We start from the raw sequence: 26,293 nt of genomic DNA, 5'->3' as shown, positions 1-26,293 counted from the left end.
TTCTCCCTCCTAAATTGAACGAACTTTGCTTGAAATCGTTTGGTATTTTTCTTTGCTTGACGGTTTGAATAAAACGATCACTCGTCCGATGATCTGTACCACTTCACAGCCGACTTTCTCACGGATCGTTTCAGCTGCTTCGTCAGCAACCTCATCGGTATTTTGGAGCAATGAGACTTTGATCAATTCTCGTTTTTCTAGCGCTTCTTCAATTTGCGCCATCATCGCGTCATTCAAGCCGCCTTTGCCGATTTGAAAAATCGGGTTTAAATGGTGCGCTTCACTTCGTAAAAATCTTTTTTGTTTTCCTCGTAAGTCCATATTCTTCCTTCTTCCTTATACTAATGCTTTACGTCTAAGCACATCGACACCCTTTGGCGCCCACCCAGCGATGACACACGGTTTGGTGATCGTGATCCAGCCAAGTCCAGCAAAAACGATATCGGTTTTTTCTTTGATTGAAAATTCGAAACGGACGAGTTCAGGAAAATCCGCCACTTCATCTGCTCGCGGCGGCTGCAGCAGCCCACCAACATGTTTCTCATAAAACTCATCGGCTTTCGTTAATTTGGTCCGATGGATCGCCACATCATTTGCTACATAAGCAATAAATGAACTGCGTTCTCCTTGAATGAAATCAAATCGGGCAAGTCCTCCTAAGAACAAAGTTTGTTCTGGATTCAACTGATACACCTTTGGTTTGATCTCTTTGGCTGGTGCCACGATTTTTAGATCTTTTTTACCTAAATAATGCGCCATTTGATGACGATGAATGATTCCTGGTGTGTCGATCAAGAAGTGTCCGTCATCCAATGGAATCTCGATTTTATCCAATGTGGTTCCTGGGAAACGCGAAGTCGTGATCAATTCGTTGATCCCCGCTGTTTGTTTGATGATTTGATTGATCAATGTTGATTTTCCAACATTCGTCACACCCACCACATAGACATCGCGTCCTTCACGATACGTTTCGATCGCTTGCAGTAAAACTTCCGTTTCACCTGGCTTCTTGGCACTCGTCAATAATACATCCACTGGTCTTAAACCAGCTTCATGAGCACGTTCCTTCATCCATTGGGTCATCTTCGATTTTTTCAAAGATTTTGGTAAAATATCCACCTTGTTGCCCACTAATAAAACAGGATTATTGCCGACAAAGCGGTGCAGTCCTGGGATCAATGAACCATTAAAATCGAAAATATCAACGACATTAACGATCAAGGCTTCTTTTTCCCCGATTTCATTCAGTAGACGCAGAAAATCATCGTCGGTAAGGGAAACATCTTGGATCTCATTGTAATGGCGCAAACGGAAGCAGCGTTGACAATAGACTTCTCCTGATTCAAGTCCTTTTTCTAATGCGGATTGCGGGGTGTAGCCCAATTCATTGGGGTTCGTTGTCTGAATCACTGCCCCGCAGCCGATACAGTGAATTTCTTCGATTCCTTCTGTCATATTAAATTCCTCCACGCCATTTTAACTCTGGGTTGTGCTTCAATAAATAGTTCATGATTTTTCTTTCTGCGGCTCGATTAAATTGGGTTTTCCAAGAATCCGTTGGGATCACTGGTTTCACTAAAATACTGCGAACACCGGCACGATTGGCACCTCGTACATCCGTCATGATTTGATCGCCGATCATCACGACCTCTTCTTTTTTCAAGCCTAATTGTTGATAGCCTTGTTTGATCCCTCTTGAAAAGGGTTTTAATGCGCGGTGTACGTACTTTAAACCAAAGGGCGCAACTGCCCGTGCCACTCGTTCACTATTGTTGTTGGAAACGACAACTACCGGTATCCCAGCATTTTCCATTTCCAGTAGCCAGTTTTTTAGTTCTTCGGTTCCGTCAGGATTGTTCCAAGCAATCAAGGTATTATCAAGATCGGTCAAAATCCCTTTGATCCCCTGTGCCTTTAGTTGGCTAGGGGTGATTTTATAAATCGCATCGACCATCCAAGTCGGTTTATAATTTGAAAACATAAAATCTCCTTTGCTGCATGATTTCTTCACGTATTAAAAATCGGCGACTAGTCATCGATCCAAATTGTCGATCCTTAAAAAGAAACAGTCCGATCTGCCTACAATCACGCAGATGGTTTCTATCAAGATCAGACCTCTTCAACCTGTAATTATACAATAGAATCTTTTTGAATACTAGCAAGTGCGCCAGTTTCTGCAGGTTTCTTGTAAAAGAACTGAAAAAGGAACCTGCCAAGACAACCGTTTGTCCTATCACTTCTTTAAAGTAGTCTTTTTTCCGTCAAAAAAGCATCCTTTTACTGAAAGGATGCTTAGGAAAGGTCCAAATTTATCACTAACAACTGCGAACTTCTCGCAGTTTACAATACTTTACTCAAAAAATCAATGGTTCGTGGATTTTTCGGATGATCAAAGATCTGTTCTGGCGTTCCTTCCTCCATAATGATTCCCTGATCCATAAATAAAATCCGATCCGCGACTTCTTTCGCAAAGCCCATTTCATGAGTGACGATGACCATCGTCATTCCTTGCTGAGCCAAACGCTGCATGACGGACAATACTTCGCCAACCATTTCTGGGTCTAACGCTGAAGTCGGTTCATCAAAGAGCATCACGTCTGGTTCCATCGCCAAGGCACGTGCGATAGCGATTCGTTGCATTTGTCCACCAGAAAGACTTTGAGGATAGGCTTTTGCTTTGTCTGGTAAGCCAACATCATTTAGTAGTTGTTTTGCCAACTGATCAGCCGCCGATTTTGCTACCTTCTTGACTTTCGTCGGGGACAAAGTAATGTTTTCTAAAACCGTCATATTCGGAAAAAGATTAAAATTTTGAAATACCATACCCATTTTTTCACGCATCTTATACAAATCATTCTTTGGATCGGTAATATCGGTTCCTTCAAAAAAGATTTTTCCGCTTGTCGGTACTTCTAATAGGTTCAAACAGCGTAAAAACGTGCTTTTTCCTGACCCAGATGGCCCAATCACCACTACGACTTCTCCTTGATCGATCGTCGTTGTGATCCCTTTTAGCACTTGATTGCTGCCAAAGGTTTTGTGTAAATCTTGAATATCTAACATCATAGCTTGTCTTCTCCTTTTAACGACGATAGCCTTTGCCTAGTTTCTTTTCCCATAAACTCAATAGTCGCGAAGTCGTAAACGTCAAGATGAAGTAAATGACCGCCGCCACATAGAAAGGCGTTAATGGTTGGAAAGAACTGGTGACAACGATCTGCGCACTGTTCATCAGCTCGTAGATGCCGATCGTTGAAAGCAAAGAGGAATCCTTAATCAAAACGATAAATTCATTGCCTAGTGGCGGCAAAATGTTGCGTAGTGCTTGTGGCAATACGACATAACGCATCGTTTGAAAAGGCCGCAACCCTAAAGAACCAGCCGCTTCTGTTTGACCGTAATCAACGGCATTGATTCCCCCTCGGACGATCTCAGCAACATATGCCCCAGAATTAAGCGAGAGCGCAATGATCCCAGGAAATAGCCGCCCAAAATCAAGACTCAACACGCCGATCGAGACCGTCGGCAAGGCAAACATTCCTTGCAAAAGACCAAAAGCGATCAATATCTGCACCAGCATCGGTGTGCCGCGGATGACTTCAATATACGCATTAGCAAACCAGCGCAAAGGCGTCACTTTTGATAATTTCATTAGGGCGAAAATCACCCCTAGAATCGTTCCAAAGATCACGGTGATGATAGAGATCACGATGGTGATCACCACACCAGAAAGAAAATAAGGGTAATATATCGCTAAAAAGGATAAATCCATAATTGTGTCTACTCCGTTCTATCTATTGCGCCGCATTTTCGTTGGCTAGATCTGTGTTCTTTTGTACATACTCATCGATTGTACCATCTTCAATCAATTCTTTCAAAATACTGTTTAGTTCTTCTTGTAATTCGGTACTCCCTTTAGGTAAAGCAATTGCATAAGAATCGCCTTCAGATGCTTCTAATGCTACATCAGTGATCACGAGGTCATCATTTTGTGCAACATACGATTCAGCAACCGCACTTTCAAGGACCAAACCGTCGATCGAGCCTTGTTTCAATTCATTGACTAGATTCGGAACTTTGGCGATGGAAACCAATTGCGAATCAGCTAATTGATCTTGAACGATCATTTCTTGGATCGAGCCTTTTTGAGCGCCTACTTTTTTGCCAGACAAGCTTTCGATTGAATCAAATGCCGATTCATTGTTTTTATTAACAACTAATTTTTGTTCTGGTGTAAAATAGTTATCGGTGAAATCAAAAGTCTGTTTACGTTCGTCAGTTGCTGAGATGCCTGAAACAGCGATATCGGCTTTCCCTTGTTGCAAAGCAGTCAAAACAGCATTGAAATCAAGGTCCAAAATATTCACTTCGACACCAAGACGATCAGCGATCTCATTGACCATATCGATATCTGCGCCCACGATCGTATCTTTGCCATCGATCAAGGCATGAAATTCAAACGGGGCAAAGTCAGCAGAAGTTGCCACATTTAACACACCAGCTGCTTTGATGGCTTCCAATTGATTATCCGCCGAACCGCTGGCACTAGAACTTCCAGTACTCGATGAGCCGCCATTCCCACAAGCTCCTAAAACCAAAATCCCCGTCAATACAACAAGTGCTCCAAATAATTTTTTCATTAAAAACGCTCCTCTTCAAAACAAATATTTATGCAATATAATCTTCTTATATTCAGAATGTATACATAATAGCACAGAATAATTAAATTTTAAACTAAAAACTTCGCCATTTGTACGATTTATTCAATAACACTTTTAATAAAAAAATACTAGGATACCCATCCTCTAATCAGAGTGGATATCCTAGTTTTTAAAATCGGCGAAAACGTTGATACCTTGCCTCAAGCAATTCATCTGTTTGCAAGGTAGAAAGTTCGGCAAGTTTCTTTGAAATTGCCGCTTTCATCTGTTCCATCAATTGCTCTTTCGGTAAAAAGGCCTCTTCATGGGTTTCAGCAATCACTTTTTCAATAACACCGAGTTCATATAGTTCTTGAGCTGTGATCTTCATCAAGCCAGCAGCTTCTTTGGCACGGCTGCCATCTTTCCATAGGATCGAAGCAAAGCCTTCGGGAGATAAAATGGCATAGATCGAATGTTCCATCATCCAAACCTCATCGCCTAATGCCAGTGCTAAGGCACCGCCGCTGCCGCCTTCACCAATGATGATTGCCAAGATCGGCACCGTTAAATCGGACATTTCCATCAAGTTACGGGCAATCGCTTCGCCTTCTCCGCGCTCTTCCGCGCCAATACCGCAAAACGCCCCTGCTGTATTGATCAATGTGACCACAGGTCGCTGAAATTTTTCTGCTTGCTTCATTAAGCGTAACGCTTTGCGATAGCCTTCAGGATGTGGCGAGCCAAAGTTTCTGCGTAAATTTTCAGGCAGATTACGGCCTTTTTGAATACCGATCACGGTCACTGGCTTGCCATCTAAACAAGCAATGCCGCCAACAACGGCTTCATCTTCGCCAAACAGACGGTCTCCATGAAACTCTTCAAACTCAGAAAAAATGCCGTCAAAGTAATCCAGTGCCGTCAAACGGTCTTTGCTGCGAGCGAGTTCAACGATTTCGTGGGCTGCTCTAGTCATTACGATCCCATCCTTTCCGCGTATGCAAAGAAATCAAATGATGGATTTTCTCCCGCAAGTTCGTCCGCGGAACGATTTGATCGACAAAGCCATGATCTAACAGAAACTCTGCCTTTTGAAAGTCTTCAGGTAGTTCCTGACGAATGGTTTGTTCAATCACACGTCGTCCAGCAAAACCGATCAAGGCTTGCGGTTCTGCCAGGATGATATCCCCTTCCATCGCAAAACTAGCGGTGACGCCACCGGTTGTCGGGTCCGTTAAAACCGTTAGATAAAACAAGCCAGCTTTACTGTGGCGTTTTACCGCGGCAGAGATTTTTGCCATTTGCATCAGTGACAAAATTCCTTCTTGCATCCGTGCACCACCTGAAGCGGTAAAAAGAACAACTGGTAGCTGTTTTTCGATCGCACGTTCAAACAAACGGGTAATCTTCTCCCCCACGACCGTTCCCATACTGCCCATGATGAAATTCGCATCCATGATTCCGATCGCTAACGGCAATCCTTGAACTTTTGCTTCTCCTGTGAGGACAGCCTCATGCAACCCAGTTTTTTCTTGCATTTGGGCGACTTTATCCAAATATCCAGGAAAATCAAGAGGATCTTTTGTGGTTACATCTGTGTCCCATTCTTCAAAACTTTTCTCATCAATCGTGATAGCGATCCGTTCCCAGGCACTGATTCGGAAATTATACCCGCAGTGAGGACAGACTTTCTCTGCCCCCATCTCCTTCGTATAAAGCGTTCGTTTGCAACTAGGACATTTCGCCCAAAGATTATCTGGTACGACTGGTTCGTTCGTTGGCAGCTGACCTCGATTAGGATTGATGCGAATGTAGTTTTTCTTCTTAAATAAAGCCACTCATCTTCCCTCCTATTGTTCAGGTGTCCAATTTGGCAGAAATTCCTCTTGTAAAAAGGCGGTTGTATAGTCTCCCGCAATCACTTTCGGGTGACTGATCAAGTCCATTTGGAATTCTGCATTTGTAATGACACCATCGGTCACTAATTCGGCTAACGCCCGCTGCATCTTCATCAACGCTTCGAAACGGTTCTCGCCGTGAACGATCACTTTAGCGATCATAGAATCATAATAAGGTGGAATCGTGTAGCCAGAATACATGGCACTGTCTACACGAACGCCTAGGCCGCCACTTGGTAAAAACAAATTGTTGATCTTGCCTGGTGACGGTGCAAAATTGAAGGCTGGATTTTCTGCATTGATCCGACATTCGATCGCCGCGCCCGTCATCTTGATGTCTGCTTGCGTCAAGCCTAGCGGTTCGCCACTAGCGACTTCAAGTTGTTTTTTGACTAGATCAATGTTTGTCACCATTTCGGTGATCGGGTGTTCCACTTGAATTCGAGTGTTCATTTCCATGAAATAAAACTCCCCAGTGTCCGCCATTAAAAACTCGATCGTGCCAGCATTACGATACCCTACCGCTTGTGCGGCACGTACCGCTGCTTCTCCTAGTTCTGCTCGCTTGCTTTCAGAAATCACCACAGAAGGGGATTCTTCCAACACTTTTTGGTTGTTGCGTTGTAGCGAGCAATCGCGTTCACCAAGGTGGATAATATTACCAAAAGAATCACCTAACACTTGCACTTCTATGTGTCGAGCAGGATAAATGATTTTTTCAATGTACATTTCATCGTTGCCAAATGCCGCTTTCGCTTCTTGCTGCGCCGAAGCAAAATGATGAGGCAATGCTTCTTTATCTGCGACTTTCCGTATCCCTTTACCGCCACCGCCGGCCGCAGCTTTGAGCATGACTGGGTAACCAATCTCTTCAGCGATTGTTAAAGCTTCTTCCACATCAGAAATCGCGCCTTTGCTTCCGGGAATGACCGGTACTTCTGCTTCGATCATCAAGCGTCTTGCATTGATTTTGTTTCCCATTGCATCGATAGTCTCACTCTTTGGCCCAATAAAGACGATATTGCATTCCTCGCACATCGCAGCAAAGCGGCTATTCTCTGAAAGGAAGCCAAATCCAGGATGGATCGCCTCAGCCTTTGTGACGATCGCAGCGCTTAGGATCTGCTGTACATTCAAATAAGAGTCGGCTGCTTTGGCAGGTCCGATACAAATCGCTTCATCGGCAAGCTCTGTATGCAACGCTTCTTTATCTGCTTCTGAATAAACGGCGACCGTTTGAATACCTAATTCGCGACAAGCGCGAATGATACGTACGGCGATTTCGCCACGGTTTGCGATCAATACTTTAGAAAACATGTCTCACCTATCCAATCATGAAAGTCAATTCTGCTTCCGCCACTTTTTTCCCATCAACATAGGCAATTCCTTTGCCGATGCCAGCTGCAGATTTCACTTTGATTATTTCTACTTCTAAGATCAAGGTATCGCCTGGTGTTACTTTTTTTCTGAATTTCGCTTTGTCTAAACCGCCAAAATAGGCAGTTTTCCCACGAAAATCTTCCAATGATAGCAATGCCACAGCACCTGCTTGCGCCATTGCTTCCACGATCAATACTCCGGGCATCACTGGTTCATGGGGAAAATGACCTTGGAAAAACGGCTCATTGATAGTAACGTTTTTCTTCGCAACGACCCGTTTGCCTTCTTCTAACTCCTCTACCCGATCCACTAAAAGCATCGGATAACGATGAGGGATGATTTCTTTGATTTCTTGAATCGTTAATGCGCTCATTGCTTTACCCTTCTTTCACACGGAATAATGGTTGATTGTATTCAACGATTTGTTCGCTTTCAACTAAGACTTCAACTAATTCGCCATCGACGTCACTGACGATTTCATTCATGACTTTCATCGCTTCAACGATACAGAGAATATCACCTTTTTTCACGTGATCGCCGATTTGTTTGAAGTTGTCTTTATCAGGACTTGGTTTCAAATAAACGACACCCACTAATGGAGAGACAACTTCTTTGCCCTCTAAGACAGGTTTTGCCGTTTCTACTGTGTCCGGTGTTGCTGAGACAGCAGGCGTTGGTGCAACAGGAGTTGGCGCAGCATTCGCTGCAGGAGCAGATGCAGGTGCAGAGGATGCACTTTGTAGCCCACTTGTCGTATTTTTATTAAAATAAAGTTCAAATGTCTCTTTTTTTAATTGAAGCTCAGTTAACGTCGATTGATCGAATTGGCTGAGCAGCTCTTTTACCTCATGTGTTTCCAATTACGCTTCCTCCCAACGTTTCAGCAAGATCACTGCATTATGACCGCCAAACCCAAGTGAATTACTCATGGCATAGGTCAATTCTGCTGGTTGGCTTTGATTGATAACAACGTTCAAGTCGATCTCAGGATCTTGTTCTGTCACGTTGATGGTTGGTGGAATAAATTGATGTTGTAATGCTAATAGTGAAGCAATGGCTTCGATTCCACCAGCCGCCCCAAGCAAATGACCAGTCATTGACTTTGTACTGCTAACATATGGTTTTTTATAGTCTTCGCCCAATCCGTATTGGATCGATGTCGCTTCTGCACTGTCATTGGCAGGCGTGCTTGTACCGTGGGCATTGATGTAGCCAACTTCAGCCGGGGTGATCGCTGCTTCTTGCATCGCCAATTTCATTGCTTTTCCAGCACCTGATCCATCTGGATTTGGCGCAGTCATATGGTAGGCATCACAGTTCGCACCATACCCTACGACTTCACCTAAAATCGTTGCCCCACGTTTTTGCGCATGCGCCAATGATTCTAAAATGAAGACACCAGCGCCTTCACCCATGACAAACCCACTACGATTTTTATCAAACGGAACGGATGCTTTGTCAGGATCTGATTCAGTGGTTAACGCCGTCAGAGACGCAAAACCAGCGATACCGATTTCACAGATCGTCGCTTCTGAACCACCAGCGATCATGACATCTGCGTAGCCATGCTTGATGTTCCGAAAAGCTTCACCGATTGAATGGGTACCAGAAGCACAGGCGGAAACAGTCGTCGTACAAATGCCTTTCGCACCTACCCGTAATGCAATGTTGCCGGCAACCATATTTACGATCGACATCGGTACGAACATTGGTGATACCCGATTTGCTCCTTTGTCATGCATCCGAATCACTTGGTCTTGAATCGTTGGCAAGCCGCCGATCCCTGAACCAACCATCACGCCAAAACGATCCACATCAATGGTTTCTGTATCTAACTTCGCCATTTCCATCGCTTCTAACGCCGCATAAATTCCATAAATGGAAAAAAGATCCATCCGCTTCGTATCTTTTTTAACGAAGTACTTTTCTAACGGAAAATCTTTGACTTCAGCGGCAACTGAGATCCCTGTTGCTTCTGCGTCAAATTTTGTAATCGGGCCGATGCCGTTGGTCCCGTTTTGTAAACTTGCTAAAAATGTTTCGGGGTCATTTCCGATTGGAGAAGTGACGCCGTATCCTGTAACTACTACTCGATTCATCTATTCTTCCTCCTACCCTTGCATTGCCATCCCGCCGTCTACACTGATCACCTGACCAGTGATGTAGGGGCTTTTTGCTAAAAAGACTGCTGTTCGCGCAACATCCTGTGTGGAACCAAAACGCTGTAACGGAATATTTGCCAATGATTGTTCTTTGACTTTATCCGACAGCACTTCAGTCATCTCTGTTTCGATAAATCCTGGGGCGATCGCATTGCAGGTGATCCCCCGAGCGGCACCTTCACGAGCGGCAGATTTCGTAAAACCGATCACGCCAGCTTTACTTGCTGCATAGTTGGCTTGCCCAATATTTCCCGTCAAGCCGACCACACTCGTCAAATTGATGATGCGGCCTTCTCGCAGCTTCATCATTTTTTTCAACGCGTGCTGCGTCATATTGAAGGTACCAGTCAAATTGATTTTGATCACTGAATCAAAATCTTCGGGTTTCATTCTCAACAATAATTTGTCATTCGTGATCCCGGCATTATTGACTAAAATGTGGATCGGTCCGACTGCCGCTTCTGCTTCTAAAAGCATGGCTGCCGCTTGATCAAAATCAGAAATGTCCCCATTGATCGCTACACATTTCACGCCGTAGCTGGTGATGCGATCGATCAGTGACTGGGGAATTTCTTTTCGTCCATTTAAAACGATATTCGCTCCTTCTTTGGCAAAGGCTTCCGCGATGGTAAAACCGATCCCTCGCGAGCTACCAGTTACAAAGACGTTTCTATTTTGCAGATCCATAAATTCCTCCTAGTTGAATCGGGCTAGTGTATCTGCCAACGTTTGGCTATCTTCTACACGCGCAGTCTGGATTTCTTTGTCTATTTTCTTCATAAAACCGCTCAATACTTTTCCTGGTCCGATCTCGATGACTTGTTGGATGCCAAGCTGCTTCAGTGTCGCAATGCTTTCGTAAAAACGCACTGGCGATTTCACTTGCAGCGTCAACAGTTCCTTGATTTGGTCTTGCTGCATTGGCTGCGCGGTCGTATTGCTGATGACAGGTACTTGTAACTCATCAAAGGTGATTTGAGCTAATTCCTGTGCTAATTGCTGCGATGCGGGTTCCAACAAAGCAGTATGGAAAGGACCGCTGACATTTAAAGGAATCACCCGTTTGGTTCCAGCAGCTTGTAACAATTCCACCGCTTTATCCACTGCCGGCGCTTCACCGCCAATGACGATCTGCTGCGGCGTATTGTAATTCGCTGGTGTCACGATCCCCACTTGACTTGCTTCTTTACAGATTTCTTCAATCGTTTCAGCGGGTGTGTTCATCACAGCGACCATTTTCCCAACACCTGCTGGCGCCGCACTTGCCATATACCGACCGCGCTTTTGCACCAATGCGACTGCTGTCTGGAAATCAAGTGCACCACTAGCGACTAGGGCTGTATATTCGCCTAAACTCAAGCCAGCAACAGCATCTGCTTTGATTCCTTGCGCATCCAAAAGTCGCCAAAAAGCCGTACTTACCGTTAAGATGGCAGGCTGCGTATATTCCGTCTGGTTTAAACGTTCGTTTTCAGTAAAGCATAGCTCGGCCATATCATATCCTAGAATGGTGCTGGCTTGTTCAAACGTCTCACGAACGATGGCTTCTTGGTGATAGAGCTCTTCTCCCATTTGGGGGTACTGTGCGCCTTGACCGCTAAATAAAAAGGCTGTCTTCATCTTGCACTCCTTCATTACTTTGATCGTTGTCGTTGGAGAACATGGCTTCTTGCAGTTCGTCTATGAATCAGCAAAAACACGTTCTTAAAAAGGAAAGGCTAGGCTGTCTGCCTAGCCTTTGTTTTATGCTTGTTGTTTTTCTACATATTTAACTAGATCTTCAACGGTTGTGATACCATCTTCTGTTTCGATCTTCACATCGAATTCATCTTCGATCTCGTTAATGATTTGGAAAAGATCCAAGCTGTCTGCTTCTAAATCTTCTTGGATGTTTGTGTTCAATTTGATTTCTTCTTTTTCTTTTCCTAATTCTTCTGCTACGATTTCTTGAATTTTTTCGAATACCATGTGTATATTCCTCCAATGTGTTTTTCAATAGTAATTTTGTTTCGTGAACAAGTTATAAGGTGGCTAACATAGTTCCCCATGTCAATCCGCCGCCAAAACCTGAGAACACCACTTTTTGACCACTGCCAAGTGACAGTGTACCTCGTTTGATTTCTTCATCTAGCAATAACGGAATCGAGGCTGCCGAAGTATTGCCATAATCTTGCATATTTTGCAAAAATTTCTCACGGGGCTGCTTCAGCTTGCGAGCAACTTTGTCTAAAATACGTGAATTTGCTTGGTGAAGCAAAAAATAATCGATTGCTTCATCTTGTGTCAGATCATTGATCGAGGCGACCACATCACGCGTCGCAAAATCAAAGATTTCTCGTCCAATCATTTGCATACAAGCACTATACGCCGGAGCGTTTTGTGAAAAAGGATTCTCATTCGTTCGAAAACCAGATGTTAAGGACATGCCTCGCGTCCCATCTGCTTTTAAAGACTCTTTGAGCAAATGCTGCTCTGAAGATGCTTCCAGCAATAGACCGCCGGCACCATCTCCGAATAAAACAGCCGTCGAACGGTCGTTCCAATCCAAGACTTTTGAAAGTACTTCTCCACCGATGACCAATCCTTTTTTAGCGCCCGTTCGAATCAGTTTTTCAGCCATAGACAATGCATACACGAAACCAGCACATGCTGCACTGATATCAAAAGCAAAGGCATTGACTGCCCCAATCGCCCCTTGGACTTGGCAAGCAACCGCCGGTGTATTGAAATCCGGTGTGATCGTCGCTACCAAGATGAAATCTAGACTTTCTGCTGAAAGCTGAGCATCTTGCAAGAGCGTTTGAGCGACGCGAATACAAAGGTCTGAAGTGTTTTCGCCAACAGCGACTCTTCTTCGTTTGATTCCCGTGCGAGAATGGATCCATTCATCTGAAGTATCCATCAAATTTGATAGATCATCATTTGTTACGATTTTTTCTGGAACATAACTTGCAGTCGCGGTAATTTTTCCAAACATATTCATCCATTATTCTCACTTATAATCTTGTAAAAAGTCATGCAGATTTTTCAGTGCTTTCAACAGTGCCTGTTCCTCTTCAGGAGACATCTGACTCAAGACACCCTTCACCATCTCACGATGAAAATGCTGATGAACACGATAAAGGAGTTTTCCTTTTTTCGTCAAACCTAGTTTGACGACTCGCCGATCATCTTCACTGCGAATCCGTTCTACATATTCTTTTTTCACCAAACGATTGATCGCGATGGTCAAAGTCCCAACAGTGATCGAAAGCTCTTTGGCAACTTCAGTCGTGGTCTTTTTTTTGTACATCCCGATGGCTTCGATGGTATGCATTTCGGTAATTGAAAGGTCTTTGAATTGAGATTTTTTCAATTCAGATTCTTCAATCACTAAGATGTCATTAAAGACGCTGACTAAGTAGTCATTAACTGTTTCTAAATTGGGTTCCATAACCTTCACCATCCGAATACTTTGATAATCAAATCATTTGATAGTCAAACTATATCGGAAGTTATTGAGAAATGCAAGAATTTTTTCGAACTTTTTTTATTTTTAAGCGCATTTTTATTTAAGAATTGATTTTCTAAGATTTTAAAAGCTGCGAGTTGACAAAATAATCCGTTTCCGTTATAGAGAAATTTCCTTTGAATGTCAAAGTTTATCATTTTGTTGCCTCCACTCTATTTCTAATTTTTTCTTGTCGATAGCCAACAAACGTTGCTCTCTTACGCTTCATCTGCTACTCTTTGAAGGAAGGAGAGGAACGATCGATGAATCCGAACAAAGAGTTTCTAAAAAACAAAGCAAATGCACTGCCTGAAAAGCCTGGTGTTTATTTAATGAAAGATCAGCACAACGAAGTCTTGTATGTAGGAAAAGCCAAATCATTGAAACAGCGTGTCGTTTCTTACTTCCGAAAAAATCAGCAGCATGCCAATAAGGTGCTTCGACTTGTTTATAATGTCGTTGATTTTGAAACGATCGAAACAGATACAGAATTGGATGCACTATTACTTGAATGTCGTTTGATCCAAGCTTTTCATCCTATCTATAACCGACAAATGAACCATTCAGCCAACTATTGCTTTGTTGACTTGACGAATCATACCTTCACGATCACTCAAACACCACAAATTGGCAGTTATGGTCCCTTTCGGCAAACAAAAAAATTGCCAGCATTGTTTCAAGTATTGTCAGAAACCTTTCAATTGCCGACTGTCAACGAACTGACGCTATTGACCTTGCGTAAGCAACTCCCTCAAATGGATGCGTATCCCTTGGAACAGAAGTGGCGAGAAATCGGCTGTTTTTTTGCAGGAAAGAAGACCGACTGTTTTTCACTCCTTAAAAAACGCTTAGCATATCTGATTGATCACCTATTGTTTGAACAAGCTAGTGTACTGCAGCCCCAGATCCATTTAGCACAAAGCTTTTACCAAGAAATCGTGAGGGTCAATCAGTTTATTCAAGAACCAGAAGTGATTTTTTCTATTCTCCTTGACTTAGAGGAGCCAGGATCACAGACGACTCAAATCAAATACTATCAAGTTAGCTTTGGCAAGTTGATCCAAACAAAAGTTCTTTCTCCCGAGGAAACATTCCAGCCACTCCCGCCAGCAAGCGCTGCGCTTCCTTTAGCCCCGGAAGATCTCGATCCATTAGGGATCATCCTTAATCACTTGTATCGCCAAGAAAAAGCAGCAGATAAATAAAAAACAGCAAGCCCAAGTAGGCTTGCTGTTTAGAAATGAGAAAGCGACGACGAACGTCCCACTCATTCTTATTGGATCAAATCATAGATTTCCATGGCTACAATATCAACGTTATCAAATTGATAAGATTGACTTGATTCTGCTTCCGTTAATTCAAACGTTTCTGTCGAATTGTCATAAGTAACGGTACATTTTTCGACGCCTTCTTTTTCAAAACGACGTACTTGAACTTCATTGTCTTGCGCTTCGACCATCGCTTCTAAACGTTTGATGATAGCGACTAATTGCGAACTTTTCATTCGTAAGCCTCCTTTTTCTGTCCGTTATATTGTATCAAAACATCCTCTATCTTGCATTGATTTTTCGTATTTTTTTTGTCATTTTAAGATTTTTTTCCATCTTGCCACCAAAGTTTAATCAGCGCCTGCGTTCCGTCATTTTCGAAGCCTTTTTCAGCCAACTGATCATACAATTTTTTAGCTAAAGTGGTGCTTGGCAAATCCAATCCCATCTTCTTAGCCTCATCCAAAGCGATCCCCAAATCTTTGATGAAATGTTTGACAAAAAAGCCTGGTGAATAATCCTCTTTTAGGATACGAGGACTATAATTCGTCATGGACCAATTGGCTGCCCCACCACCAGAAAGCGTGTCAATCACTCGTGGTAAATCAAGACCCGCTTGGTTCGCATAGACCAGCATTTCTGTCATCCCCGTCATGGTTCCGGCAATCATGATCTGATTGGCCATTTTCGTATGCTGACCCTTCCCTGCCCCTCCTTGAAGTTGAAACGTCTTTCCTAATACTTCAAAAAGTGGTTTTACTTGTTGGTAAGCTTCTTCATCGCCACCAACCATAATCGTTAGCGTGGCGTTTCTCGCACCAAGATCACCACCAGAAACTGGCGCATCGATACTCGCTGCTCCTTTTTCCTTCGCTGTCTGGTAGATTCGTTCTGCCAAATCAGGTGTACTGGTGGTAAAATCCACCAATGTTTTGCCCGTCACAGCCGTTTGAAAAATCCCTTGAGGCCCATAGTAAACCTCTTCAACATCGGATGGATAACCAACCATTGTAAAGATGATTTCACTTTCTGATGCAACTTCTGTTGGGGTGTCACACCAAATTGCTCCATTCGCAACGAGTTCATCTGTTTTTGCTTTCGTCCGATTGTAAACATTCACTGTATGTCCTGCAGCTAAGAGATGACCAACCATCGCTTGACCCATGACACCAGTACCGATAAATCCTAATTTCATGCAGATCCCTCCAAAATAAAAAAGTTCATGTCTTTAGTATACGCTAAAAACATGAACAAGGGAAACAAATCCACTGCTATCAACGGTTACAGCCCCTTTATTTTCTCGTGAGAACATTCGTGAGAACATTTCCCAATATTTTGCTTCTATTATAGTACGTTATTCTCTACCGCTGATCGTATTTAAACGATCAACAATATCAAAATTCTCTGTCGGATACAAATGAGAATATATATCTAATGTCATTTCAATCTTGGCATGACCTAATCTTTCTTGAACCATTTTAGGATTCTCTTTCATATGAATAAGTAAACTAGCATGTGAGTGCCGCAAATCATGCAACGTAGCTCTAGGAAGACCAAACTTCTCTTGCAAGCGTTTGAACTTGACTCCCATCCAAGCTCCATCAATGAATACATCGTCATGGCTAAACACTAATTTTATGTCACCAGAACGATGTTGATAAAATCTCCAATTTTTTAATAATAAAATCGTCCTGTTATCAATAAATAATGTTCTTTCACTACTTTTCGATTTTGGAGTAGATAGATATTGTTCCGACTTTTTTTTGGATCGATTACCAACTGTATATAGCACCTTTATTTTTCCTTCTTCTAAATCAACATTTTCCCACAATAATGCAGCGCTCTCCCCAAATCTTAAGCCAGTGAAAAACAAAAAGCGATAAAATAAATAGTGAAAAAAATCATAGTATTCAGTTTGCGATAGATTTTCTTGTAACATAATTTTATTCTCGAGATTAGTTGTAAAAATACTTTTCTCAAAAAATTTGAAATCATCCAACGTCCAAAAATTGATCTTTTTCTTTTCAACCCTTATTCTTCCTAATGCACGAAATGGATTTTCTTCAACAAACCCAAAGATTTTTGCTCTATCCCATATACCAGCCATTAAAGAGCACAACAAATTAATATATGATCCGCACACACCACTTGATAAAAGTTTATTTTGAAATATCTGCACATCCAAAACACTAATATCACGCATATTCTTGTTTTCAAAATCTTTAAAATCTTTCAGCAAACAGTATTTTCTTGGATTAAATGTGTTCGGCTTAACTCTCGATTTATACCAATCCAAATATATCTGATCCCTAAAATCCTTAAAAGTCATATTTTCTTTACTATCTGAATCAGAGACCACTTGATCTTTAGCTTGTGTCTGATTCAACATAAAAACCATATACGCACGATATGCCTCTGCCTCTGTCTTAAAACCTCTTTTCGTTTTAGTAAGTCTTTTTCCAGTAATTGGATCCTTCCCTAGATTAGCTTTGAAATAAAATCCATTTGAATCCTTATAAACATTTTGCTTTTTACCCATTTTGAGATACCTCACCCGTCTCAAGTTCGTAACCCAAAATTTCCTCAATCGCCCACTTCGGAACTCTCCCTCTCCCTTTACTTAAATAGAAAGGGCAGCCCCTTTTTACTAACATTAACTTTGCTTCACGAATTATTTCTCTTGCTTGATATTCACGATATCCTTTCTTCATCAAATCTTGTTTTGTACATGTTTCCATTATAAGACACTCCTCCTAAAAAAAATACCAGCAAGGATTAATTTCCTCACTGGTACTCACTTCATTTATTTTATTCAACAAATTTTCCACTACGATAAACTTCCTCATAGTTGCCTTCTTTCAAGATATTTGATAATTGGCTTATAGAGCCATTCCTATCTAGTTCTTTCAACTGGTAAGAATATAGAAAATCCATTCTGTTCGGCTCACCATTATATGGAATAAAAGCATGTGCCATATAAACATCTAATAATTCACTATAGTATACTTTAAAGCTATAGTCATCTTCCGAGTATTCATATTCGTCCTGTCGCTCTTTTTCCATTATTGCATCAATAACCTCTCGAACATCATTGTTCGGTTTATTACCACACCCAACCAAAACTACAATAAAGATCATCAAAACCAGAACAACCCTTATTTTAATTCTCTCCTTCATAATTTTCTCCTTTTTTTTGAAGATATTATACGCTTATTTTAGTTTACACATAAATCAATTCAAATTTCAAGCCTATAATAACCCATTTCCCTTCTAATTCTAATTCTGTTGTCACTAAAAGCCTTTGTTCTAAACCATCGACTACTAAATCTAAAATATTTACAACTGTCGCTCGCCTTTCATCTTCTTCGCTATGAAATGATCGATAAGTCATTTCTGATATATTTCCCGAATATACTTCTTCATCTTCCGAAAAAAGATGATCACTATGGAGAGATTCTGATAAGACATTTCTCAACACCTGATTTCTCTCCTCAATTGACCATTCACCATAATATGCATCGATCATCTTCCGATTAGTTTCTAAAAAAGACAACGTATGATTTATTTCGCCATCTTCGTCAGCTCTATTTTTTTCTATAAAAACTGTATCATCTGTTTGATTTATAGAATCTTCTGAGTCAGAGATTGATTGAGGCGGACTTGGTCGAAAATCAAAAAATTTTCTCGATTCTTCCTTTTCCTCAACACCACGCCCTGGTTCAAGATTTTCATTAGAAAAAATTAAAGCTGTAACCCCTCCTACAATTAAGACAAAAACAATAATTAAGCTTATTTTTTTCACACAACCCCTCCTCACTTCAAGCCCAACACTTCCGCTGGGTCTAGTAGACTAGCATTTGATAAATCTCTTGACGTAGAAATTTCAAAATGAAGGTGCGGTCCCGTACTTCTACCAGTACTTCCAACCAAAGCTATAACTTCTCCTTGCTTCACTCGGTCACCCACTTTTACATTATTCGAGACATTATGAGCATATAGACTACAATATCCATTGCCATGTTCGATTCGAACATAGTTGCCCCATGAATCATGCCAACCTGAAAAGATCACTTCACCATCCGCAATTGCTCTGATTGCTGTGCCCTGTGGGTGAGCAAAATCAAGTCCTCTATGAAATTCGGGTCCCGCTCCAATATTGCGCATACCAAACCAAGAACTTATATTTGGTGGATCAATAGGAAGAATAAAACCATCGACGCCACCAGTAATTATAAATTGTTGGACAAGACCAACATAATGGAAGTTACCACCATTCTGGTATTGATACGTTCGTCCATCTGCAATAGATACAGCATTGATATACACATTTTTCACACCCGTCGTGTTTCCCAAAGATGGTGCCACCACACTTCTCGAATATCGCTCCGCTAAGTCAGTTGTATGACGTTTGCCGTTATTAGCGATAAATGAAATGTAAGACAGTCCAAAGTTATAGCTTTGCACAGCTGACCATTCATCTACTTCGTTTTCTCGAGCCATCGATAAAGCTTGCGAATAATACTTCACTCCTTGCGCAATAGACTCTCGTTCGTTTAACGTATTGACAGGCAAACCTAACGATTCACTTGCTTGAAATAAGTCTGGATACCTACCGCCGCTTTCAACCATCATCATTGCTAGTAAAATTGGTACTTGATCCAAAACATCATGTTCTTTTGCTACTAGCTCGACTTCACTTTTCCATCGTAAAACAGCTTCACTTAAACCGACATTACTATAAGATCCATCGAAGAAAATATCTTCACTTTTATTTTGTGATTGATCATATCCTCCTGCAACAAGAATTAAAAACGAGCTAACAAAAAACAATGGCAATAATGCTGAAACCATCCATTTTTTTATCATTTACTCACCTCGAACTTCTGCTAATAATGCATCGAATGCAGTTTTTTCATCCACTGACATTTTATTCGTTTCTAGTTCTTGCTTTTTAATTTCTGCACCAAAATCTGTATTAACAATCATATTCTGACTATCTGTAAAACTGTGTGATTCTACGATATGTGGCATAACCGCTTCTTCCGACTGATAAATCGAATTAGCTTGTACTAAGGTTTCATTTTCCAACTGTGCAAAGAACTCATTTGTTTGCTGATCTAGGTGTTCTAGGTATATATCAGGCGCATCATAATCGATTTCATTCGCACTCAAGACATTTTCGACACTTTGGTATCCAGTGACTTGATCAGTCTCTAATTCTCCTGTTATCTCCAAATCGGTAGCTTCCAGCCCATTGACCTTTGCTTGTTCCACTTTCCCTGTTTCTGCTGTTTCAATTTCTACCGTATCAATCTTGTGCGCTTCATCGTTTGTCGTTTGAACATCAGTAGATTCCAGCTCATTGATTTCTGCTTGCTCCACATTCTCTGTTTCTGCTGTTTCAATTTCTACAGTATCAATCTTGTTTGCTTCATCGTTTGTTGTTTGAACATCAGCAGCTTCCAACTCATTGATTTCTGCTTTTTCTACGTTCTCCGTCTCTGCCGTCTCAATTTCTACAGTATCAATCTTGTCTCCATTCTCACTCGTTTCCTGAACATCAGTAGCTTCTAACTCATTGATTTCCGCTTGCACATCATCAACATCCAAGTCCATATCATCCAATTCAACAGACTCTTCTGTTGCCCCTACATACTGACTTCCATTATCAAACACATTTTCTGATTGTTGGTTATTCGCTTGTTCTTCCCCATCAATAACACCTTTTGCACGATCAACCGTATCAAAGTAATCATCTACTGCAAATTGTGTCTGATCGTCTTTTTCCTGCTGTTTGAATGCTTGTCGATCGGCATAAATATCATAAGCATTTTCTCGCATAGAATTTGCCGCATTCTTACCTGCATTCGGTATAACTTCTCCTAAAGGAACGCCGACTGTTACCAAGCCTGCCACATCTGCACCAAGCTTTGCTGTATCCTTAGCTTTTTTCTTGAATGGTGCACTGGCTTTATTCCATAAGCCGCCATCAACACTTGAAATCATTCCACCAGAAATCATTTTAAAAATTTTATCTCGATTTTTCCAAACAACAACAATAGTTACAGTAATTGCAATCACTTGTAATAAGTAATTGGCAACGCCATCAGCTGGAATTACACCACGAATGACATTTATTACAGAAACTAACATCATAAAGGATATTCCCAACAATACTCGAATTGCGAATAAGCCTATCAAAGATTGTAAAGACTTCAAAAAAGCTCCTCTAAAACGGGGAATCATACTGATAAACATTGCTAGTCCGATGAAAGCAGACACAATTAACGCCATAATCCCTGTCAATAAATTTAGCACTTGCAAGATTAAAATAGGTGTTCCTAAAACGATAGTCGTAATTGGTGATAAAAAACCAACCACAAACTTCCAACCAGCTTTGTCAGTCGTCATAAAGACATTCTCGTCCGCTCTTTCCTTTACAACTTTTTCAATCTCTGCATCTTTTTCTGGAGTCCATTCTCCCGAGAACATCAAAGAAGAAATAGCACTTGCGTCATAAGCAGAAATAACTTCACTTCGGCTTGCGACACCAAAATTCATTAGCAAAAACGGCTCCTCAATCGCTAATTCAAATAACGTATTTTGTGCATGAGTCACAGGTGTTGTGGCATTCGTTGATTGAGCATTGCTTGTTGTACGAATTAAGTTTCCTTGAACCTCTTCTGTTAAAGAGTTAAAATCACGAATAATTGTAGTTGCACTATTATTCCAAACCATACTTATAATCACCACAGCCGAAAAAGCAAAAAACTGCTTAGCGGCTTGCTGGGGCGATTTCATAATGTACAAATACAAGCAATACAACGCCATCGCTACAATAATAGTAAGTCCAAAGTCACGATACAAGGAATCATACATTGATTTTGAATAAGTCGTAAAAACAGAAACATAATCATTAATTACATTAGCATTACCAAACAAATCTATCCCCGTTCGAAACATAGAAAAAATGATTTTGTTCAAGTCAAAAAATAAGTTTGCACCACCATTTAGCCAGTTTGCAATATCTAAACTTTGAAACCACCTTTTCCGTTCGACCATGTAACTCTGATAAGAATCTAAGTTATATTGCTCTGCTTTGTCAGTGACACTTGTTTCTTGATCGGGATTAATCGGTGTCGGAGTAGCATCAGCACTAACCGTTGTCAACAAGATAAAAAACATCAAAAATAACCCTAGCCATTTAAATACTTTTCTTTTATTTTTCACACAAACCCTCCTTAGGCAAATTGTTTTTCAGCCTGACTGGATGCGGTTTTCTTCACTGTCTGCAGAGCATGATGCCATTCAGGAAACAAATTATGAACACTTAATTTTGCTGTTCTACCATAGATATCTCTGAATAAACACTGTCCTTTTTTCATATTTTCAACTAACGTCATATTTCGCTCATTTACTTCGATCCCGATATGACTCAAAATATCACTTCGCTCAGATTGCCAATCAAAGGCAAACATCGTACCAAAACTATTTGTATCTTGATCATCTCCAACGTCTTTGACTGATTGAGTAGAATAGACAAGGATATTACAAAACGACCGTCCGACGCGCTGCATGGCTTTCAACACTTCACGTCCGCCTTTGGCTTTAGCTAATATCCAAGCTTCATCAAAGAATTCGATCGTATATTGTTCTTCATTTTGATTTCCAAACTTTTCACAGAACTTGCCTAAAGGCAACATCAAACAAGTAGATTTCTTATTCGCTTCTGAGTAATCTTTAACTGGCACGTGCGGTTCAGGGAGATTTAATCCTGCAATCCCAAGAACTGTACATTTATGATCTAAATCCAATCCTTTGGAATCGCCATCACTAAAGCCAAGCTGTAAGACACTGTTTTGGATTTTAGACAACAATAATTTTGCCGCACGTTTGATTACTTGATCTTCGTAGGCAAATAAGCGACGAATGACAGTGAGTAATCCGACTTGTTCTCCCAATTCTCGCTCCTCAATCGCTTTATCCAGTTCCTCATTTATCGCAGTTTCCACTTCTTCACGATTATCTAAATTATAGATAGATTGGATCATAGCTTGTGCGGTGTCTTTAGCTTCCACTCCATGGAGGAAAACAATCGGATCTAGGACACCATGTTTTTCTTTTTTAGAGGCATCTAAAGTCACGTAATTAATAGAGTTCAAATATGTCACAAAACTCGGGAATTTTTGTTGAATAACTGGATCATTGGCAGTTCGTTTAAACTGCTTGGCAACTTGATTCTTCGGATCGATATACAATACTTTTGCATCTAATAAAGACGAATAAAAGAACAATAAACCTGTCAGGTATGATTTCCCTTTCCCAGTCTCACCTGTGATTGCGACGTGTGGACTATCCGTAATTGCTCCTTCTTGACCTTGATTGGCAACCAACATATTGTAAAAAACACTGTTTCTTGAAGAATGAATACTATCCTTCAAGGTTTCTGACTCAAGAAACGGATCAATTCGACCAAGGTACCACCCTGATCGGGTGCCAGCTCGATTCGTCACTGCAAACAAGGTTTCCGCCAAACCATACCCATTAGTTACTTGCATCCAATCAGACATTGATTCGATTGACGCACCAAACAAACAGCGATAGAACAATTGTGCTTGTTTCGCACTCGGGCGTACTACATTGATCTTCAAAGTCTTCATCGCATTCATTAATGCATCGCCTCGCCGCTTGTTTTGTTCACGACTTTTTCCAGTTATAACGAAGCACCCTAGCCATCGCAAAATCGGCTCATTGTTTTCTAGTTCATTTGCTAGCGATTCTGTTGCCTGAAAATTTGCTTTTATCCGTGAACTGATTGACTCTCCTGCTTGACGAGCTTCCTTTGCTTCCGTCTTATGACGATTTTTTTGAATCATAACCTTAGAAGAAAAACCTGTTACTCCTTTTGGATCAGGATAATGCGCTTTAATACGAAATCGGCAAGGAAAATCCATTTGTTGAGCAATCTGATACAAATGATTATAGGCAATATCGTTTTCTTCAAAATCCGCTATTGGTAGATACGAAACTACACTCTTGCCAACATCCGATTCTAAATGAATAAAACCTACATCTTTCCCAGCATCAACAATCGCCTGAGAAATTCGCTCCTTAGAGTAATCTTCTTGATTTTTTTCATGCGGCAAACCACCGATAAAATTCAACCGATTCAAGTAAATCAGTTCATCTTCTGTCAGACGACTTGCTTTTCTACTTCGTAAAGAGCGATATAGCTCCTCCTCAACTGGTTTGATTTTTGCTAATTCATCGTCAGCCGTTAATACTTTTTTCCCCAACAGCGACAGTATCTGATCACTTACATCTTCGGCAACTCGTTTCATCGATTCAATCGGATTTTCGTTCGAATACATATCTTTAAGACGAACACCCAGTATAAAATCTGGTTCAGTGATTTCCCCGAGCTCATTTTTTAAAGTAACTACCGTTCGCCCCATATACTCTAGCCCTAACGAATGGTGCTCAGGTGCTAAATCCTTAGAAAACTCTTTGAATCGTTCCGCTAGCTGTTTATCCTTGGGGTACATATCTAATTCAAATTCACCATACTTCGGCAATGTCTTCCGAAACATCGTTGCCCAACGTTTTTTGTATTTTTCTAATTCTTCTAAATTATTCGGATTCGTTTCTTCAGCGGTTATCCGATAATACGCCCAAATATAGCCATCTTTATCGAACAATAGATTCTCTTTGATTGATTCGATAGGAATTTTTGCTAACTTGACCATTTCTTTTACTGCCTTCATTTGTTCCTCCTTTGCAAAAAAGAAAGAGCCATTAGACTCTTTCTAGACTCTTTCTTCTTCTCTCACTTTTTCAAACATAATTTTGGAAACATCTTGAACAATCTCTTCTTCGCAATAACGTATTTTCAATCCCTTGAAAATAATCAAATATAGACTCAAATCCCTTAGATATGGGAAAATCTTTTGACCATCTGGGTTTAATCCCAAGAGCTTTCCCGAAACCCAGTACGGAAAGAAAATATAGATCGCAAATTTCGACCCACCTAGAATTTGATTGACCCCATCAATTAATCCGCTAAATAATAGGTAAGTGATTCCTAGAAACACACCCCATAATACGAGACGGTTTAATTGCAGTGGCATTGGTAAGGAGAATTGTCCAAATGTACGTACTCGAATTGGATCATCAAATATTTTTTTGTAGTTATAACAAACCTTCACTTGCTTCCTCCTCTTATCTGAAGAATAAGTTGCTCACCGCTTCAAACGCTTGAGAAACAACTCGTGGATTGTTTACTACAAAAGCCGTTGCGCCCGCCGCAAGTAGAAAGATCACAAATTTACTCCATTTTTGTTCAAACAGGTATTTCAATGCAAAACCGACCATAACGATCCATACGGCATTAATTCCTTCTCTTTGTACCCAATCTAAAAGTGCTGATAATGTTGGCATTAGTTCATTCCTCCTAAAGTATGTGTAAGTTTTTCAACAAAAAAACGATCCCCATCGTTTGAGATCGTTAGTGTCATATGTTCTTTATGTGTGATTTTTGTATTAACCAATTGGAACTCTACCACCGATTGAACGATTGTCTCCTCACTGTCTTCGAATTGATATATTTTATTTTCAGATTGAACATAGTCAAACTGTCCATCGAGCGAGATTGGTTCTTTCATCATATATGCGATATCTTCAACGCTACTAGAAGAGTAATTCGTAAAGAATTGTTCAAGAAACTCTTCCAGTCCTTCTACTTCTACTAAAGACACTTGATTTCGTTCCGATAAGCTACTTTCAACCGTTGAGACAATCCCTCGATTTTCTGGTGCTAAGGTGAAATAAGGAAATTCCGTAATTGCAAACACGCCATTTTCTTCCACAAAGGGAATATTTATCAAGTGCTCAAATGTTTGAGGATTCTTCCCTTCGATTTCACTAGTCGTATAGCGTACAAAATAGCGAGCCACAAACCCTTCATCCGCATGATTAAGTTCATACAAACGGAAATCTTTTAATCGACGATTCGTGTCATTTCCGACCATGTGATCACTCGTAGTTTCAAAATAGTGTGCTAATAACGCTTCACGTTCCACTCGTGCATCATAGTCTTCTGCATCAAAGTTCATAAAAATCGGTAGGAACTCAGAAAAATAGGCATCTGCCTTCTTTTCATCTACCGAAAATGCCGTTAAGGTTGAGAGCTGTTTCGCCAATGTCGTAACCTCTTCTTCCAACTTCACGTTTTGACTAGAAACGTTTGTCGCTTTGATAAACGCAGAAACCCCACTAAATCCTAAGAGCACAATCACGCCCCACACAACATAACGAGTGCGTTTAGCAATCGTTCGTTTTCCAGCAGGGATTGCCGTTTGTTTTTGACGATCTTTAAACAATTTCTTGTCGTTGACAACTGCTGTACTAGGAGCAGATTGGCTCGTGTTGCTTGATACCTTTAATCCCATCTCACCCC

30 protein-coding genes are annotated in these 26,293 nt (G+C 41.0%); 1 reads left to right on the top strand and 29 read right to left on the bottom strand.

What is annotated here, in order from left to right; all coding sequences use genetic code 11:
• Positions 1-9: 9 nt before the first annotated feature.
• The 17 genes from yhbY to fabT all read right to left on the bottom strand — a co-directional run bounded on the left by yhbY (position 10) and on the right by fabT (position 13,513).
• On the bottom strand, positions 10-321 hold the full coding sequence (yhbY, locus tag IGI72_RS08085) for a ribosome assembly RNA-binding protein YhbY (protein WP_005225905.1): 312 nt from the start codon (positions 319-321) through the stop codon (positions 10-12).
• Between the two features lie 15 nt (positions 322-336).
• Positions 337-1,455, bottom strand: coding sequence for a ribosome biogenesis GTPase YqeH (yqeH, locus tag IGI72_RS08080; protein WP_428214441.1), 1,119 nt, complete (start codon positions 1,453-1,455; stop codon positions 337-339).
• A 1-nt stretch (position 1,456) separates the two neighbouring features.
• Entirely contained in the window at positions 1,457-1,981 is a 525-nt protein-coding gene (locus IGI72_RS08075; protein WP_428214442.1) for a YqeG family HAD IIIA-type phosphatase, read from the bottom strand.
• A 359-nt stretch (positions 1,982-2,340) separates the two neighbouring features.
• Positions 2,341-3,066 (bottom strand): amino acid ABC transporter ATP-binding protein, encoded by a 726-nt coding sequence (locus tag IGI72_RS08070; protein WP_005225901.1) that lies wholly within the window; start codon positions 3,064-3,066, stop codon positions 2,341-2,343.
• 16 nt (positions 3,067-3,082) lie between these two features.
• Positions 3,083-3,772 (bottom strand): amino acid ABC transporter permease, encoded by a 690-nt coding sequence (locus IGI72_RS08065; RefSeq protein ID WP_005225900.1) that lies wholly within the window; start codon positions 3,770-3,772, stop codon positions 3,083-3,085.
• A gap of 22 nt (positions 3,773-3,794) precedes the next feature.
• A complete protein-coding gene (locus IGI72_RS08060) occupies positions 3,795-4,640 on the bottom strand; it encodes a transporter substrate-binding domain-containing protein (RefSeq protein WP_005225899.1) in 846 nt (281 codons plus the stop codon).
• Positions 4,641-4,830: 190 nt separating this feature from the next.
• Complete coding sequence (locus IGI72_RS08055; protein WP_015509573.1) at positions 4,831-5,616, bottom strand: acetyl-CoA carboxylase carboxyl transferase subunit alpha; 786 nt, start codon at positions 5,614-5,616, stop codon at positions 4,831-4,833.
• Positions 5,609-6,478 carry an acetyl-CoA carboxylase, carboxyltransferase subunit beta gene (accD, locus tag IGI72_RS08050; protein ID WP_005225897.1) on the bottom strand — a complete coding sequence of 290 codons (870 nt, stop codon included), beginning with the start codon at positions 6,476-6,478 and terminating at the stop codon, positions 5,609-5,611. Before accD ends, IGI72_RS08055 begins: the two co-directional genes overlap by 8 nt.
• A gap of 12 nt (positions 6,479-6,490) precedes the next feature.
• Positions 6,491-7,855 carry an acetyl-CoA carboxylase biotin carboxylase subunit gene (locus IGI72_RS08045; protein WP_005225896.1) on the bottom strand — a complete coding sequence of 455 codons (1,365 nt, stop codon included), beginning with the start codon at positions 7,853-7,855 and terminating at the stop codon, positions 6,491-6,493.
• Positions 7,856-7,862: 7 nt separating this feature from the next.
• Positions 7,863-8,291: a 3-hydroxyacyl-ACP dehydratase FabZ gene (gene fabZ / locus IGI72_RS08040; protein ID WP_005225895.1), complete on the bottom strand. Its 429-nt coding sequence runs from the start codon at positions 8,289-8,291 to the stop codon at positions 7,863-7,865.
• A 4-nt stretch (positions 8,292-8,295) separates the two neighbouring features.
• Positions 8,296-8,778, bottom strand: a complete 483-nt coding sequence (gene accB, locus IGI72_RS08035; RefSeq protein ID WP_016610184.1) for an acetyl-CoA carboxylase biotin carboxyl carrier protein — start codon at positions 8,776-8,778, stop codon at positions 8,296-8,298.
• On the bottom strand, positions 8,779-10,017 hold the full coding sequence (gene fabF / locus IGI72_RS08030) for a beta-ketoacyl-ACP synthase II (RefSeq protein ID WP_016610185.1): 1,239 nt from the start codon (positions 10,015-10,017) through the stop codon (positions 8,779-8,781). It lies immediately after the preceding gene.
• Positions 10,018-10,029: 12 nt separating this feature from the next.
• Positions 10,030-10,767, bottom strand: a complete 738-nt coding sequence (gene fabG, locus IGI72_RS08025; RefSeq protein WP_438753807.1) for a 3-oxoacyl-[acyl-carrier-protein] reductase — start codon at positions 10,765-10,767, stop codon at positions 10,030-10,032.
• 9 nt (positions 10,768-10,776) lie between these two features.
• Positions 10,777-11,700 (bottom strand): ACP S-malonyltransferase, encoded by a 924-nt coding sequence (gene fabD / locus IGI72_RS08020; protein ID WP_005225891.1) that lies wholly within the window; start codon positions 11,698-11,700, stop codon positions 10,777-10,779.
• Between the two features lie 123 nt (positions 11,701-11,823).
• Entirely contained in the window at positions 11,824-12,048 is a 225-nt protein-coding gene (locus IGI72_RS08015; RefSeq protein WP_005225890.1) for an acyl carrier protein, read from the bottom strand.
• A 52-nt stretch (positions 12,049-12,100) separates the two neighbouring features.
• Positions 12,101-13,063 carry a beta-ketoacyl-ACP synthase III gene (locus IGI72_RS08010; protein WP_005225889.1) on the bottom strand — a complete coding sequence of 321 codons (963 nt, stop codon included), beginning with the start codon at positions 13,061-13,063 and terminating at the stop codon, positions 12,101-12,103.
• Between the two features lie 9 nt (positions 13,064-13,072).
• Positions 13,073-13,513: a fatty acid biosynthesis transcriptional regulator FabT gene (gene fabT / locus IGI72_RS08005; protein ID WP_008378199.1), complete on the bottom strand. Its 441-nt coding sequence runs from the start codon at positions 13,511-13,513 to the stop codon at positions 13,073-13,075.
• A gap of 320 nt (positions 13,514-13,833) precedes the next feature.
• Here fabT and IGI72_RS08000 point away from each other — a divergent pair, with 320 nt between their 5' ends.
• Positions 13,834-14,775 (top strand): GIY-YIG nuclease family protein, encoded by a 942-nt coding sequence (locus IGI72_RS08000; RefSeq protein WP_438753806.1) that lies wholly within the window; start codon positions 13,834-13,836, stop codon positions 14,773-14,775.
• 68 nt (positions 14,776-14,843) lie between these two features.
• Here the strand turns inward: IGI72_RS08000 and IGI72_RS07995 are convergent, their stop codons facing one another.
• The 12 genes from IGI72_RS07995 to IGI72_RS07940 form a co-directional block, all read right to left on the bottom strand.
• On the bottom strand, positions 14,844-15,074 hold the full coding sequence (locus IGI72_RS07995) for a YkuJ family protein (RefSeq protein WP_005225886.1): 231 nt from the start codon (positions 15,072-15,074) through the stop codon (positions 14,844-14,846).
• Positions 15,075-15,157: 83 nt separating this feature from the next.
• The gene (locus IGI72_RS07990) at positions 15,158-16,033 is read right to left on the bottom strand and encodes an NAD(P)-dependent oxidoreductase (protein WP_140964863.1); all 876 of its coding nucleotides are present in this window, start codon (positions 16,031-16,033) and stop codon (positions 15,158-15,160) included.
• A 159-nt stretch (positions 16,034-16,192) separates the two neighbouring features.
• Complete coding sequence (locus IGI72_RS07985; RefSeq protein ID WP_438753805.1) at positions 16,193-17,377, bottom strand: tyrosine-type recombinase/integrase; 1,185 nt, start codon at positions 17,375-17,377, stop codon at positions 16,193-16,195.
• Positions 17,370-17,576 carry a DUF3173 family protein gene (locus IGI72_RS07980; protein WP_016620367.1) on the bottom strand — a complete coding sequence of 69 codons (207 nt, stop codon included), beginning with the start codon at positions 17,574-17,576 and terminating at the stop codon, positions 17,370-17,372. The genes IGI72_RS07985 and IGI72_RS07980 overlap by 8 nt, the downstream gene beginning before the upstream one ends.
• 70 nt (positions 17,577-17,646) lie before the next feature.
• Positions 17,647-18,015 (bottom strand): hypothetical protein, encoded by a 369-nt coding sequence (locus tag IGI72_RS07975; protein WP_016620368.1) that lies wholly within the window; start codon positions 18,013-18,015, stop codon positions 17,647-17,649.
• A gap of 43 nt (positions 18,016-18,058) precedes the next feature.
• Positions 18,059-18,640, bottom strand: coding sequence for a hypothetical protein (locus IGI72_RS07970; RefSeq protein WP_438753803.1), 582 nt, complete (start codon positions 18,638-18,640; stop codon positions 18,059-18,061).
• Between the two features lie 11 nt (positions 18,641-18,651).
• Positions 18,652-19,704 carry a lysozyme family protein gene (locus IGI72_RS07965; RefSeq protein WP_016620370.1) on the bottom strand — a complete coding sequence of 351 codons (1,053 nt, stop codon included), beginning with the start codon at positions 19,702-19,704 and terminating at the stop codon, positions 18,652-18,654.
• Positions 19,705-22,068, bottom strand: coding sequence for a CD3337/EF1877 family mobilome membrane protein (locus IGI72_RS07960; protein ID WP_438753801.1), 2,364 nt, complete (start codon positions 22,066-22,068; stop codon positions 19,705-19,707).
• A gap of 11 nt (positions 22,069-22,079) precedes the next feature.
• The gene (locus IGI72_RS07955; protein WP_438753799.1) at positions 22,080-24,602 is read right to left on the bottom strand and encodes an ATP-binding protein; all 2,523 of its coding nucleotides are present in this window, start codon (positions 24,600-24,602) and stop codon (positions 22,080-22,082) included.
• 42 nt (positions 24,603-24,644) lie between these two features.
• Positions 24,645-25,043 carry a TcpE family conjugal transfer membrane protein gene (locus IGI72_RS07950; RefSeq protein WP_042890934.1) on the bottom strand — a complete coding sequence of 133 codons (399 nt, stop codon included), beginning with the start codon at positions 25,041-25,043 and terminating at the stop codon, positions 24,645-24,647.
• A 13-nt stretch (positions 25,044-25,056) separates the two neighbouring features.
• Positions 25,057-25,275 (bottom strand): TcpD family membrane protein, encoded by a 219-nt coding sequence (locus IGI72_RS07945; protein WP_016620374.1) that lies wholly within the window; start codon positions 25,273-25,275, stop codon positions 25,057-25,059.
• On the bottom strand, positions 25,275-26,285 hold the full coding sequence (locus IGI72_RS07940) for a conjugal transfer protein (RefSeq protein ID WP_438753794.1): 1,011 nt from the start codon (positions 26,283-26,285) through the stop codon (positions 25,275-25,277). The genes IGI72_RS07945 and IGI72_RS07940 overlap by 1 nt, the downstream gene beginning before the upstream one ends.
• Between the last annotated feature and the right edge of the window lie 8 nt (positions 26,286-26,293).

Source organism: Enterococcus sp. DIV1059_2, assembly GCF_051713685.1.
Taxonomy (GTDB): domain Bacteria; phylum Bacillota; class Bacilli; order Lactobacillales; family Enterococcaceae; genus Enterococcus_D; species Enterococcus_D casseliflavus.
The sequence above is the reverse complement of the archived record's forward strand: the minus strand, read 5'-3'. Positions and strand labels throughout refer to the sequence as shown.

Excerpts from the sequence above, each read along its gene's own strand:
- yhbY (WP_005225905.1), bottom strand. The coding sequence starts at position 321 with ATGGACTTACGAGGAAAACAAAAAAGATTTTTACGAAGTGAAGCGCAC.
- yqeH (WP_428214441.1), bottom strand. The coding sequence starts at position 1,455 with ATGACAGAAGGAATCGAAGAAATTCACTGTATCGGCTGCGGGGCAGTG.
- IGI72_RS08075 (WP_428214442.1), bottom strand. The coding sequence starts at position 1,981 with ATGTTTTCAAATTATAAACCGACTTGGATGGTCGATGCGATTTATAAA.
- IGI72_RS08070 (WP_005225901.1), bottom strand. The coding sequence starts at position 3,066 with ATGATGTTAGATATTCAAGATTTACACAAAACCTTTGGCAGCAATCAA.
- IGI72_RS08065 (WP_005225900.1), bottom strand. The coding sequence starts at position 3,772 with ATGGATTTATCCTTTTTAGCGATATATTACCCTTATTTTCTTTCTGGT.
- IGI72_RS08060 (WP_005225899.1), bottom strand. The coding sequence starts at position 4,640 with ATGAAAAAATTATTTGGAGCACTTGTTGTATTGACGGGGATTTTGGTT.
- IGI72_RS08055 (WP_015509573.1), bottom strand. The coding sequence starts at position 5,616 with ATGACTAGAGCAGCCCACGAAATCGTTGAACTCGCTCGCAGCAAAGAC.
- IGI72_RS08045 (WP_005225896.1), bottom strand. The coding sequence starts at position 7,855 with ATGTTTTCTAAAGTATTGATCGCAAACCGTGGCGAAATCGCCGTACGT.
- fabZ (WP_005225895.1), bottom strand. The coding sequence starts at position 8,291 with ATGAGCGCATTAACGATTCAAGAAATCAAAGAAATCATCCCTCATCGT.
- fabF (WP_016610185.1), bottom strand. The coding sequence starts at position 10,017 with ATGAATCGAGTAGTAGTTACAGGATACGGCGTCACTTCTCCAATCGGA.
- fabG (WP_438753807.1), bottom strand. The coding sequence starts at position 10,767 with ATGGATCTGCAAAATAGAAACGTCTTTGTAACTGGTAGCTCGCGAGGG.
- fabD (WP_005225891.1), bottom strand. The coding sequence starts at position 11,700 with ATGAAGACAGCCTTTTTATTTAGCGGTCAAGGCGCACAGTACCCCCAA.
- IGI72_RS08015 (WP_005225890.1), bottom strand. The coding sequence starts at position 12,048 with ATGGTATTCGAAAAAATTCAAGAAATCGTAGCAGAAGAATTAGGAAAA.
- IGI72_RS08010 (WP_005225889.1), bottom strand. The coding sequence starts at position 13,063 with ATGAATATGTTTGGAAAAATTACCGCGACTGCAAGTTATGTTCCAGAA.
- fabT (WP_008378199.1), bottom strand. The coding sequence starts at position 13,513 with ATGGAACCCAATTTAGAAACAGTTAATGACTACTTAGTCAGCGTCTTT.
- IGI72_RS08000 (WP_438753806.1), top strand. The coding sequence starts at position 13,834 with ATGAATCCGAACAAAGAGTTTCTAAAAAACAAAGCAAATGCACTGCCT.
- IGI72_RS07995 (WP_005225886.1), bottom strand. The coding sequence starts at position 15,074 with ATGAAAAGTTCGCAATTAGTCGCTATCATCAAACGTTTAGAAGCGATG.
- IGI72_RS07990 (WP_140964863.1), bottom strand. The coding sequence starts at position 16,033 with ATGAAATTAGGATTTATCGGTACTGGTGTCATGGGTCAAGCGATGGTT.
- IGI72_RS07985 (WP_438753805.1), bottom strand. The coding sequence starts at position 17,377 with ATGGGTAAAAAGCAAAATGTTTATAAGGATTCAAATGGATTTTATTTC.
- IGI72_RS07980 (WP_016620367.1), bottom strand. The coding sequence starts at position 17,576 with ATGGAAACATGTACAAAACAAGATTTGATGAAGAAAGGATATCGTGAA.
- IGI72_RS07975 (WP_016620368.1), bottom strand. The coding sequence starts at position 18,015 with ATGAAGGAGAGAATTAAAATAAGGGTTGTTCTGGTTTTGATGATCTTT.
- IGI72_RS07965 (WP_016620370.1), bottom strand. The coding sequence starts at position 19,704 with ATGATAAAAAAATGGATGGTTTCAGCATTATTGCCATTGTTTTTTGTT.
- IGI72_RS07955 (WP_438753799.1), bottom strand. The coding sequence starts at position 24,602 with ATGAAGGCAGTAAAAGAAATGGTCAAGTTAGCAAAAATTCCTATCGAA.
- IGI72_RS07945 (WP_016620374.1), bottom strand. The coding sequence starts at position 25,275 with ATGCCAACATTATCAGCACTTTTAGATTGGGTACAAAGAGAAGGAATT.
- IGI72_RS07940 (WP_438753794.1), bottom strand. The coding sequence starts at position 26,285 with ATGGGATTAAAGGTATCAAGCAACACGAGCCAATCTGCTCCTAGTACA.